Source organism: Micromonospora sp. (assembly GCF_048594385.1).
GTDB lineage: Bacteria > Actinomycetota > Actinomycetes > Mycobacteriales > Micromonosporaceae > Micromonospora > Micromonospora wenchangensis.
Window position 1 is genome coordinate 1 of sequence record NZ_JBMDWU010000367.1, and the last position, 11312, is coordinate 11312.

The 11312-nt window shown below is 71.6% G+C and carries 10 protein-coding genes; 4 read left to right on the plus strand and 6 right to left on the minus strand.

The window, feature by feature from the left end; all coding sequences use genetic code 11:
* From ACOJTC_RS19410 to ACOJTC_RS19430, 5 genes are all read right to left on the minus strand, one after another.
* The coding region (locus tag ACOJTC_RS19410; protein ID WP_420117940.1) for a glycoside hydrolase family 1 protein at positions 1-508 on the minus strand (508 nt) is incomplete at its 3' end.
* Positions 505-1347 carry a carbohydrate ABC transporter permease gene (locus tag ACOJTC_RS19415; RefSeq protein WP_204924033.1) on the minus strand — a complete coding sequence of 281 codons (843 nt, stop codon included), beginning with the start codon at positions 1345-1347 and terminating at the stop codon, positions 505-507. The genes ACOJTC_RS19410 and ACOJTC_RS19415, both read right to left, overlap by 4 nt.
* A 10-nt stretch (positions 1348-1357) precedes the next feature.
* Entirely contained in the window at positions 1358-2326 is a 969-nt protein-coding gene (locus ACOJTC_RS19420) for a carbohydrate ABC transporter permease (protein ID WP_204924032.1), read from the minus strand.
* Between the two features lie 118 nt (positions 2327-2444).
* Positions 2445-3737 (minus strand): ABC transporter substrate-binding protein, encoded by a 1293-nt coding sequence (locus ACOJTC_RS19425; RefSeq protein WP_204924031.1) that lies wholly within the window; start codon positions 3735-3737, stop codon positions 2445-2447.
* A gap of 252 nt (positions 3738-3989) precedes the next feature.
* A complete protein-coding gene (locus ACOJTC_RS19430) occupies positions 3990-4535 on the minus strand; it encodes a plasmid pRiA4b ORF-3 family protein (protein ID WP_204924030.1) in 546 nt (181 codons plus the stop codon).
* Positions 4536-4685: 150 nt separating this feature from the next.
* On the opposite strand from ACOJTC_RS19430, the gene ACOJTC_RS19435 reads away from it, so the two are divergent.
* Positions 4686-5471 (plus strand): pyrimidine reductase family protein, encoded by a 786-nt coding sequence (locus tag ACOJTC_RS19435; RefSeq protein ID WP_420117941.1) that lies wholly within the window; start codon positions 4686-4688, stop codon positions 5469-5471.
* A 108-nt stretch (positions 5472-5579) separates the two neighbouring features.
* On the opposite strand, the gene ACOJTC_RS19440 is transcribed toward ACOJTC_RS19435, so the two are convergent.
* Positions 5580-7124, minus strand: coding sequence for a M4 family metallopeptidase (locus ACOJTC_RS19440; RefSeq protein WP_420117942.1), 1545 nt, complete (start codon positions 7122-7124; stop codon positions 5580-5582).
* A 441-nt stretch (positions 7125-7565) separates the two neighbouring features.
* Between ACOJTC_RS19440 and ACOJTC_RS19445 the strand changes: the two genes are divergently transcribed.
* The 3 genes from ACOJTC_RS19445 to ACOJTC_RS19455 form a co-directional block, all read left to right on the plus strand.
* The gene (locus ACOJTC_RS19445; protein WP_204924027.1) at positions 7566-9326 is read left to right on the plus strand and encodes an ATP-binding protein; all 1761 of its coding nucleotides are present in this window, start codon (positions 7566-7568) and stop codon (positions 9324-9326) included.
* A 13-nt stretch (positions 9327-9339) separates the two neighbouring features.
* Complete coding sequence (locus ACOJTC_RS19450) at positions 9340-10488, plus strand: exonuclease SbcCD subunit D (protein ID WP_204924026.1); 1149 nt, start codon at positions 9340-9342, stop codon at positions 10486-10488.
* Positions 10488-11312 (plus strand): AAA family ATPase (locus tag ACOJTC_RS19455; RefSeq protein WP_420117943.1); only part of this gene is annotated, 825 nt, incomplete at its 3' end. The genes ACOJTC_RS19450 and ACOJTC_RS19455, both read left to right, overlap by 1 nt.

Genomic DNA, 11312 nt, shown 5'->3' on the forward strand with positions numbered 1-11312 from the left:
CCAGCGCCCCCGCCATGAGCTGCGCGTAGTCGGCGAACCGGGCCGCCGTGTCGCGGGCCGGCCAGCCACCGGCGTCCTCCAACTCCTGGGGCAGGTCCCAGTGGTAGAGGGTGAGCCACGGCTCGATGCCGTTGGCCAGCAGCTCGTCGACCAGCCGCCGGTAGAAGTCCAGGCCCTCCTGGTTGGCACCGCCGGTGCCGCCGGGCTGCACCCGCGGCCAGGAGACCGAGAACCGGTACGACTTCAGGCCCAGCTCGGCCATCAACCGGACGTCGTCGGGCATCCGGTGGTAGTGGTCGCAGGCCACGTCCCCGGTGTGCCCGGAGACCACCCGCCCTTCGGTGTGACTGAACGTGTCCCAGATCGACGGGGTCCGGCCGCCCTCGGCGGCGGCCCCCTCGATCTGGTACGCGGCGGTCGCCGCGCCCCACAGGAAGCCGGGCGGGAAGGTCAGTTCCGGCCCCTGGTCGAGTACGCCGACAGCGGGCGGGTGGGTCGGGTTGCTCACGACTTGACGGCGCCTTCCATGATGCCGCCGATGATCTGGCGGCCGAACACGATGAACACGATCACCAGGGGCACGGTGCCGATGGCGGTCGCGGCGAACACCTGCGAGTAGTCGGTGTAGTAGGCGTAGGACAGGAATGCCAACGACACCTGCAGGGTCGGGTTCTCCGGGGTGAGCACGGCGTACGGCCAGAGGTAGGAGTTCCAGGTCTCCATGAAGGTGAGCAGGCCGAGCACGGCGGCGGCGGGGCGCAACGCCGGCAGCACGATGTTCCAGAAGATCCGGAAGGTGCTGGCGCCGTCGACCCGGCCCGCCTCGATCAGCTCGTCGGAGATGGCCTGGATGGCGTACTGCCGCATCATGAACACGCCGAAGGCGCTGACCAGGAAGGGCACGGTCACCGCGTAGAGGGTGTCGTACCAGCCGAGGTCCTGGATCATGCCCCAGAGCGGGATCAGGCCGAGCTGGGTCGGAATCATCATGGTCACGATGATCGTCAGCAGCAGGGCGTTGCGGCCCCGGAACCGCAGCTTGGCGAAGGCGAAGCCGGCCAGCGACCCGGTGATCACCACCGAGACGGTCACCACCGCGGAGACGATCACCGAGTTGAGCAGGCCGGTGAGGAAGTTCGCCGCGTCGTTGTCGAGCACCCGGCCGAAGTTCGCGCCGAACTCGCCGGCCGGGGTGAACGGCGGCGGAACGTCGTTGATCTGGTCGAGGCTACGGGTGGCGATGACCACCATGTAGTAGAACGGGTAGACCGAGAAGAGCACCGCGACGACGAGCGCGATGTAGAGCAGCGGACTGGTGCGCCAGAGGCGCTGGGATGCCTTGTTCACGGCGCGGTCCTCACTTCACCGAACGGCGGACGAGCAGGAAGTTCACCAGCGAGACCAGGGCGATCATGACGAACATGGCCCAGGCCACCGCTGCGCCGTAGCCGGCGGAGCTGAGGTTCTCGATACCGAGCTCGTACATGTACATCGCCAGGGTCTGGAACTCGCGCTGGTCGCCACCGATGATGTTGCCGTTGCCGAAGACCAGCGGCTCGGTGAAGAGCTGGAGCCCACCGATGGTGGACAGGGTGACCACGAAGACGAAGGTGGGGGTCAGCATCGGCAGGGTGATCCGCCAGAACTGCTTCCACTGGTTCGCGCCGTCGATCGCGGCGGCCTCGTAGAGGTCCTTCGGGATGGCCTGCATGCCGGCCAGCAGGATCAGCGTGTTGTAGCCGGTCCACCGCCAGTTGACCATGGAGGCGATGGCCGTCCAGGAGCTCCACTTCTGGGCGTCCCAGTCGACCGCGTCGACGCCGACCAGGCTGAGCACCCAGTTGATCAGACCGAAGTCGCGCTGGAAGAGCATCCCGAAGACGATCGCCACCGCGGCGACGGAGACCACGTTGGGCATGAAGATGGCCATCCGGAACAGCGTCCGGGCCCGCAGGAAGGTGCGGTTGAGCATGGTGGCCAGGAACAGCGCCAGGAGCAACTGGGGGATCGTCGACAGGATGAAGATGCCGAACGTGTTGATCGTGGCGTTCCAGAAGTACTCGTCGGTGAACAGCCGGGTGTAGTTGTCGAACCCGATGAAGCTGTGGTCGCCGATGAGGTCCCAGTCGTGCAGCGACATCCACGCGGTACGCAGCATCGGGTAGAACCCGAAGATGCCGAAGATCACGAAGAACGGCGCGATGTAGAGGTAGGGCGAGAGCTTCAGGTCGAGGCGGTTCAGGGTGATCGCCCGGCTGCGCCGCCGGGGAGGTGTGGGGGGTGGTGCGCTGGGCGACGGCGGCGCCGTCGTGGCCGAGAGGCTCATGCGGGGTCCTTTCCCGGCTCCGGCGGGGCCGGTGAGGCGGGCGGTACGTGGAACGGGGGGACGCCATTGGTGGCGCCCGGGACATGCCCGGACGCCACCGCCGGTGGTGGTGCAGTGATCAGAAGGCGCCCTGGGTCTTGGCGTCCTTGAGGAACTGCTCCCAGGCCTTGTCCTTGGGGGACTGCCCGTTCTCGTACGAGCGCAGGGCCGGCTCGAACGCGTTCTCCTTGATCGCCTGGTGCTTCGGGCCGAGGTGCAGCGGCTGGATCTTCTCGACGCTCTCACCGAAGATCTTGCCGGTCGGCGCACCGCTGAAGTACTCGTTGGTGTAGCTGGTGAACTCCGGGTTCTTCAGCGCCTCGAGGTTGGTCGGCAGCGGGCCCTTGAGCTTGAACGCCTCGACCTGGCTCTTCGCGTTGGTCAGGTACTCGGCGAGCTTGGCCGCCTCCTTGGGGTACTTGCTCTGGGCCGGCACGGCCAGCCAGGAGCCGCCCCAGTTGCCCGCGCCGCCGGGAACCGGCGCCAGGTCCCACTTGCCCTTGTTCTCCGGGCCGGAGTTGTCGGCGACGATACCGAGCATCCACGACGGGCAGAAGGTGGCCGCGAAGGTGCCCTGCTTGAAGCCGGCCGACCACTCGGGCGACCAGGTGGCGCTCTTCGCGGAGATCTTCGCGTCGGACATCGCGACGGCGGTGTCCCACGCCGTCCTCACCGCGGCGCTCTTGTCCGCGATGACGTTGTCCTCCTTGTCGTAGAACAGGTCACCGCCCTGCTGCACCATGACCGCGCTGGCGGCGGTGGTGGCCGAGTCGATCAGGCCCTTGTTGGTGGCCGCCCGGTACTTCTTGCCGGTCTCGATGAAGGCGTTCCAGTCCGGCCAGAGCGCCGCCACCTGGTCCCGCTCGGTCGGCAGACCGGCCGCGGCGAACAGGTCCTTGCGGTAGCAGACGCCGAGGCTGCCGACGTCGGTGGGCAGGCCGATCAGCCGCCCGTCCGCCGCCTTGCCCAGCTCCCACTTCCACGGCAGGTATTCCTTGCTGTGGTCGGCGATCAGCGGCGCCAGGTCGGCCCAGTTCGCGGGGTTGGTCTTGAACTCGTTGAGGATGCCCTCTTCGAGCGCGGTCACGTCCGCGGCGCCCTTGCCGGTGGCCAGCGCGCGGACCACCTTCGGCCGGTACTCGTTGAGCTGCGCGGTCTTGCGCAGCTCGACCTTGATGCCGGTGTCCTTCTCGTACTGCTTGACGATCTCGTCGTATCCGAACTCACCGAAGGTGTCGACGACCAGCTTGCTGGGCTTGCCGCCGGCCTCCTTCGGCTCGTCGTCCTTGCCGCAGGCCGCGAGACCGCCGATGGCGGTTACTGCGGCCAGGGCGGCGACCGCGAACCGGTTACGCCGCGTGGTGACGCTCATCCTGACCCCTTTTCGATGGTGAGGCTGGGTGGTGTGTGGTGGGGGGTGCTGTCGCACGTCCCGGCCGGTCCGGCGGTGATCGCCGGTCGGTCTGGGATGGTCGCGGGTGATCCGCGCCACGCCCTTGGGAACGCTCCCATGAGATTGCCGGGAGGTGTCGGGGGTGTCAATAGACCGTTGGGAGCGTTCCCAGATCGTTACCAGCTATCGCGTTTACCCCGCCTCATGTGATGGACCCGGCGGAGACGCCGATCAACAGAAGCGGCGCAGCAGGGTGGTCGCCCGCCCGGCGTCGAACGCCGTCGGGTCGTGCCCGGGGCCCGCCCAGTCCCGCATCGTGACATGCTCCGGGTGGTGCGGATCGGCCAGCGCCGCCAGCAACAGGAGCTGCCCGGCCGGGCCGCCGACCCCCTCCGGCGGGCAGGCCCGCGCCCCCTGCGGGCAGCTCGGGTAACGCTCGTCCGGGTCGGCGGCGAGGACGTCCTCCACCACCAGTTCGTGCTCCCACCAGTCACCGAAGTCGTAGACGTAGCCGAACCGGCTGCCCTTGCCGGCCACCGCGTCCAGCCGGGTGTCCAGCTCGTCGTGCACCACCGGCTCGGCGTCCGGGTCCGGTTCGCCGTACTGCACCCCGTCGATCTCGAACGCGTGCAGGTGGCAGTCCCGCCAGCCCATCGCATGCTGCACCACCCGGTGCAGCCGGTCGAGGGTGTAGCCGCCGGGGACCAGCACCCGCCGCCAGACCGACGGGCGCACCCCGGTGAGGGACACCTTCAGCTGGAAGATCTGACGTGACATGCTGCCCCCTCCACCCACCGCATAGGCTGCCGGCATGATCTGCCGAGCGTGCCGACAGCGGCGGCACGACGACTGCCCCGGCCGGAAGTGGTGCGACTGCCAGCACCGTACCCCCGCACCCACCCCTCCGGTCACCGGTCCGGCCGGCGAATGAGCGTCGGAATCCCGATCCGGCGGATCTGGCCCACGCCCGCCGACGGCCCGTTGGACGACGCGGCACTGACCGCGCTCTACGCCCGCGCCGACACCCCCCGGCTGCGGGTCAACTTCGTGGCCAGCGCGGACGGCGCGGTCACCCTGGACGGCTACTCCGCCGGCCTCTCCGGCGCACCGGACAAGCGGGTCTTCGGCCTGCTGCGGATGCTGTGCGACGGGCTGCTGGTGGCCGCCGGCACGCTGCGCCACGAGGGCTACAAGGCGGTGCGGCTCAGCCCGGAACGCCGGGCCTGGCGACGCGCGCACGGCCTGGCCGAGTACCCGACACTGGCGGTCGTCTCCCGGTCGCTGCGGCTCGACCCGGCCCAGGCCGCGTTCGCCGACGCGCCGGTGCGCCCGGTCGTGCTGACCACCGGGACGGCCGTCGCTCCCCCGGGCCTCACCGACGTCGTCGACCTGGTCCGGGTCGGCCGGGACGACGTCGACCTCGCCGCCGGCCTGACCGCGCTGCGCGAGCGGGGACTGGGGCAACTGCTCTGCGAGGGCGGCCCACACCTGTTCGGCGCGCTCACCGCCGCCGACCTCGTCGACGAACTCTGCGTCACCGTCGCCCCCCTGTTGGCCGGGGCCGGCCCGGGGCGGATCAAGGCCGGCCCGGCCAGCCCGCCCCGCCCGCTGCCGCTGCGGCACACGCTGGCCGCCGCCGACGGCGTACTCATGCTGCGGTACGCCCGCGACACGCCCGGCGTCGGCACCGCCGGGGCCGCGCCCGTCGGCTGACGGCACCCGCCCGGCGGACACGGCGCGGGGCGTGGGCCACCCGGTCGGTGTGCCCACGCCCCGCGGTCGAGGACGTCGGGGCCGGCGTGTCGACGCCGGCCCCGGGGGTCAGCTGACGCTCACGCCCGCCCAGGCGGCGGCGACGGCCTTGTACTCGGCGCTGGTCGCGCCGTACAGGTCGGTCGCGGCCGACAGGCTCGCCGTCCGGGCGCCCTTGTAGTTGGTGGTGGAGGTCATGTAGCGGGTCAGCGCCCGGTACCAGATCGCCCCGGCCTTGGTGTTGCCGATGCCGGCGACAGTGGTGCCGTTGCAGGTCGTGCTGGTGCCGTACGACGAGGTGCCGCTACCCACCGCGAGCAGGTAGAAGAAGTGGTTCGCCACGCCCGAGGAGTAGTGCACGTCCAGGCCGCCGACCGAGCTGCTCCAGCAGTCCGCCGACTTACCGTCCTTGGAGGGCTTGTCCATGTAGCGCAGCGGGGCGCCGGTGCTGCGCAGCTTCTCGCCGATCAGGTAGTCGCCCGGGTCCTTGGCGCTGGCCGCGTAGAACTCGACCAGGGTGCCGAAGATGTCGCTGGTGGCCTCGTTGAGGCCGCCCGACTCGCCGCTGTACCGCAGCCCGGCGGTGTTGCTGGTGACGCCGTGGGTCATCTCGTGCCCGGCCACGTCCAGCGAGGTCAGCGGGTACCAGCCGGAGCCGCCGTCGCCGTAGGTCATGCAGAAGCAGGAGTCCTGCCAGAAGGCGTTGGCGTAGTTGCTGCTGTAGTGCACCCGGCTGTACGCGCCGACACCGTCGTTGCGGATGCCGTTGCGGCCGTGCGCGCTCTTGTAGTAGTCCCAGGTCTTCTGCGCGCCGAAGGCGGCGTCGGCGGCGGCGGTCTGCCGGTTGTTCAGGGTGCCGTCGCCGAAGACGTTGGTGGCGCTGGCGACCAGGGTGCCGGTGCCGATGGTCCGGCCGTTGAGGTCGTAGGTGCGGTGGTTGCCCCGGGCCGGGTCGGCGAGCTGGTAGGTGCTGCCGGACTGGGTGCTGCCGACCGAGACCGAGCCGGAGTGGAAGGTGTTGCCGGTGCCCTCCCGCTGCACGCCCTCCCACGAGTCGCGGACCGCGCCGGTGGTGGCGTCCACCAGCACGTGCAGCTCGCTCGGGGTGCCGTCGGTGTGGGTGCCGGCCACCACCACCTCGTAGGCGAGGGCGGTCGCGGTCGCACCGGCGTCGAAGACCAGCTGCGCGCCCGCGACCGAGCGGCCGGTGGCGGTCGACGCGGCGAAGGCGATCTTGCTGGCGGCGGCCTCGCTGACCTTGGCCTTCGGGGAACGCTGCGGGGCGTTGGCGAGGCCGTGGGTGGCACCGCGCCAGGAGTCGCCCTTGCCGAGGTGGACGACCACCTCGCCACCGAGGACGGGCAGGCCGTCGGAGTAGCGGTTGAGCCGGACGTGCTCGGTGCCGTCGGCGTCGGTCACCACGTTGCGCGGGGTGAACGTCTGCCCGTCGGCGGCGAGGCCCGCACCGGAGTGGGCCTTGAGCTGGGCGACCGCGCGGGAGAACGGGTCGGCTGCGGGGCCGGCGGGCGCGGCGGTGGCCGCGGTGGGCACCGTGACGGCGGTGGCCAGGAGAGCGGCCGTGGCGAGGCCGCTCAGCAGGGGGGTTCGACGCATGGGGGTTCTGCCTCCACAGGGACAGTCGGGGGGGTGCCGACTGACGGCGGCCCGCCGGTGGTTCACCGTGGACCGGTCACGTGTCCGCAGGTTACGGACGTGACGACCGGCACCGGAGGAAGAAGATCCTCGATGTCGGCTGTGGCTATTCTCAGCCCAACCGGCCGGTTTCTGTCACGCCCTCGGCGGGGATTTTTTTCCCCGGATTTTCGCCGGGCCCGCCACCTGCGCAAACACCACCACCGCGCGGGAAAAAGTCGACCGACGGTGACCGCACCACCCCCTGCGGTCACCGAACCGGCGCGACGGCGGTGGTCGGCCCGACGTCGCGGCCGGCCCGCCGGTGGCGTCCGCCGCGTCGCGTGGCAACCTGTCGCACTCCTCGGGCAGTATGCAGGGCGTGCGCCCTGACCGAGACGACCAGCTGACCGGAGCCCGCGGATGACCGACGACCGGACCGACGGCCGGATCGACAGCCCCGGCGAGCCCGTCGGCCGGGTGCTCGGCACCGCCGACGCCACCCCGTTGCAGTTCTGGACGGCCGTCTCCCCCGGCAGCTACCTCCAGCTCGACGACGTCGTGGTCACCCGGCGCGACCTGCCCGACCGGGAGCCGGTCACCATCGCCGGGGTGGTCACCCAGGTCCGCGCCCGGCACGAGGGCGCCCAGTTCGAGTCGGACGTCTTCGCCATCGCCGACGGCACCCTTCCGGCCCAGGTGCAGGAGGCCGCCGAGATCACCACCACCCGGGTCGACCCCGAGCTGTACGTGCCGCCCGCGCCGGGCGCCACCGTGCACCGGGCCGAGGGCGACGCCCGCGCCCGCGCGCTGCACTTCGACCGGATGGAACGGCGCATCCCGATGGGCATGGGCCGCGACGGCGTGCCGGTCTACCTCAACGCCGACTTCCTCGACGGCAGTCGGGGCGCACACGTGTCGATCTCCGGCATCTCCGGGGTCGCCACCAAGACCAGCTTCGCCACCTTCCTGCTCTACTCGGTGTTCCGCTCCGGGGTGCTCGGGGGCGACGCGGTCAACGCCAAGGCGCTGATCTTCAACGTCAAGGGCGAGGACCTGCTCTTCCTCGACCACCCCAACGCCCGCCTCGACGACACCACCCGGGCCGCGTACGCCAGGCTGGGGCTGGCCGCCGGCGCGTTCCCCGACGTCCGGGTGTACGCCCCGCCCCGGGTCGGCGACGCCTCCGGCACCCCCGACGTCAGCAGCCGGCTCACCGGTGTCGACGCCTTCTACTGGACGCTGAGCGAGTTCTGCGCCGACCGCCTCCTGCCGTACGTCTTCGCCGACGCCGACGACGAACGCCAGCAGTACACGATGGTGGTCCACTCGGTCACCGCCCACCTGGCCCGCTACGCCCAGCCCGCCGACGGTGGGGTCAGCGTCGACGGGGTGCGCCTCGGCTCCTACGCCGACCTGGTCGACCACATCGTCGAGCAGCTCAACGACGACGAGACCCGGGGCGACTGGGCCGGCAGCGCGGTCGGCCTGGGCACGGTCAACGCGTTCGCCCGCCGGCTGATCGGCAGCAAGAAGGACCTCGGCCGGCTGATCCGCGGCGACCTGGCGACCCGCCGCCCGCACTCCATCAACACCGCCGAGAGCGCCCAGGTCACCGTGGTCGACCTGCACAACCTGCCGGACCGCGCGCAGCGTTTCGTGGTCGGCGTGACGCTGCGCGGCGAGTTCGAACGCAAGGAGAAGGCCGGCACCGCCAAGCCGCTGCTCTTCGTCGTCCTCGACGAGCTGAACAAGTACGCCCCCCGCGAGGGCTCCTCCCCGATCAAGGAGGTGCTGCTCGACATCGCCGAGCGGGGCCGCTCGCTCGGGGTGATCCTGGTCGGCGCGCAGCAGACGGCCAGCGAGGTCGAGCGCCGGATCGTCACCAACTCGGCGATCCGGGTGGTCGGCCGGCTCGACCCGGCCGAGGCGTCCCGCCCGGAGTACGGCTTCCTGCCGCCGGCCCAGCGGCAACGCGCCCTGCTGGCCAAGCCGGGCACCATGTTCGTCAACCAGCCCGACATCCCGGTCCCGTTGTGCCTGGAGTTCCCCTTCCCGGCGTGGGCGACCCGGGTGTCCGAGGCCGGCCGGGCCCCGTCGGAGACGCTGCGCTCGATCACCGGCTCGGTCGATCCGTTCGCGGTGGTCGGCTCGGGCGGCGTCGACGACGACATTCCGTTCTAGGGGGCCGGCCGTCATGAAGATCCTGCACACCTCCGACTGGCACGTCGGCAAGGTGCTCAAGGGACAGTCCCGGGCCGAGGAGCACAAGCAGGTGCTCGCCGGGGTGATCGAGATCGCCCACGCCGAACGCCCCGACCTGGTCATCGTCGCCGGTGACCTCTACGACACGGCCGCCCCCAGCCCGGAGGCGACCCGGCTGGTCACCCGGGCGTTGACCGCGCTGCGGCGGACCGGGGCCGACGTGGTGGCGATCGGCGGCAACCACGACAACGGCAACGCCCTCGACGCGCTGCGCCCCTGGGCAGAGGCGGCCGGCATCACCCTGCGCGGCGGGGTCCGGGACAACCCGGCCGAGCACGTCGTCGACGGGGTCACCGCCGCGGGCGAACGCTGGCAGCTCGCCGCGCTGCCCTTCCTGTCCCAGCGGTACGCCGTCCGCGCGGTGGAGATGTACGAGCTGACCGCCGCCGAGGCCACCCAGACCTACGCCGACCACCTCGGCCGGGTGCTGGAGAAGCTGACCGAGGGGTTCACCGAGCCGGACCGGGTGCACCTGGTCACCGCCCACCTCACCGTCGTGGGGGCGAGCACCGGCGGCGGCGAACGCGACGCACACACCGTCCTCGGGTACGCGGTGCCCGCATCGGTCTTCCCCGGCACCGCGCACTACGTGGCGCTGGGGCACCTGCACCGCTCGCAGCGGGTGATCGGGCCGTGCCCGATCCGCTACAGCGGCAGCCCGATCGCCGTCGACTTCGGCGAGCAGGAGAACGTCTGCTCGGTGACGCTGGTCGAGGTGGGCGCGACCTCGGCCGCCCGGATCCGGGAGGTGCCGGTGGCGGCGGCGGTGCCGCTGCACACGGTCCGCGGCACCCTCGCCCAGCTCGCCGAGGCCGACCCGCCGCAGGGCTGGCTGCGGGTGTTCGTCCGGGAACAGCCCCGGGCCGGGCTGCGGGAGGAGGTGCAGGAGCTGTTCCCCCGCGCGCTGGAGATCCGGATCGACCCGGAGCTGCTGCCCACGCCGGGCAGCGGCACCCGGGTCGCCCAGCGGGCCGGCCGCTCGCCCCGGGAGTTGTTCGCCGACTACCTGGGCAGCCGGGGCCACGAGGACGACGGGGTCCGGGACCTCTTCGACGAGCTGCTGGAGGAGGTGGAGCGCTGATGCGACCGATGCGGCTGGACCTGGCCGGCTTCACCGTCTTCCGCGACGAGACCACCGTCGACTTCACCGACGCCGACTTCTTCGCCCTGGTCGGGCCGACCGGTTCGGGCAAGTCGACGGTGCTGGACGCGATCTGCTTCGTCCTCTACGGCGCGGTGCCCCGCTGGGGTGGGGCGCGGGGGCTGGCCAACGCGCTCGCCCCGTCGGCGGTGGAGGCCCGGGTCCGGCTGGTCTTCGAGTCGGCCGGCGACAGGTACGTGGCGACCCGGGTGGTCCGCCGCGACGGCCGGGGCGCGGTCAAGACCGCCAACGCCGGGCTGCAACTGATGCCCCCCGGGTTCGACGTGACCAAGCTCGACACCGGGCTCAGCCCGGAGGACCTGGGCGAGGTGCTGGCCGGCACCCCGGCCGAGATGGAACCGGCCGTGCTGGACGCGGTCGGGCTGCCGTACGAGCAGTTCACCTCCTGCGTGGTGCTGCCGCAGGGGCAGTTCGCCGACTTCCTGCACGCCAAGCCGGCCACCCGGCAGCAGATCCTGGTCAACCTGCTCGGCCTCGGCGTCTACGAGAACGTGCAGAAGCGGGCCACCGAACGGGCCGGGCAGGCCGAGGCGAAGCTGGAGGCGGTCGCCCGGATGCTCGCCGGGTTGACCGACGTCGACGACGAGACGTTTGCCGCCGCGTCCGACCGGGTCGACCGGGTGCGGGAGCTGGCGGCGGCGGTCGCGGCGGCCGTACCGGAGCGGGAGCGGGCCCGGACGGCGGCGCGCGAGGCGACGGCGGCGCTGGCCGCGCTCGACTCCGACCTGGCCGGGCTGGCCGGG

Bases quoted from the DNA above. Each gene is read 5' to 3' on its own strand.
- ACOJTC_RS19440 (WP_420117942.1), bottom strand. From the start codon at position 7,124: ATGCGTCGAACCCCCCTGCTGAGCGGCCTCGCCACGGCCGCTCTCCTG.
- ACOJTC_RS19445 (WP_204924027.1), top strand. From the start codon at position 7,566: ATGACCGACGACCGGACCGACGGCCGGATCGACAGCCCCGGCGAGCCC.
- ACOJTC_RS19435 (WP_420117941.1), top strand. From the start codon at position 4,686: ATGAGCGTCGGAATCCCGATCCGGCGGATCTGGCCCACGCCCGCCGAC.
- ACOJTC_RS19425 (WP_204924031.1), bottom strand. From the start codon at position 3,737: ATGAGCGTCACCACGCGGCGTAACCGGTTCGCGGTCGCCGCCCTGGCC.
- ACOJTC_RS19420 (WP_204924032.1), bottom strand. From the start codon at position 2,326: ATGAGCCTCTCGGCCACGACGGCGCCGCCGTCGCCCAGCGCACCACCC.
- ACOJTC_RS19450 (WP_204924026.1), top strand. From the start codon at position 9,340: ATGAAGATCCTGCACACCTCCGACTGGCACGTCGGCAAGGTGCTCAAG.
- ACOJTC_RS19430 (WP_204924030.1), bottom strand. From the start codon at position 4,535: ATGTCACGTCAGATCTTCCAGCTGAAGGTGTCCCTCACCGGGGTGCGC.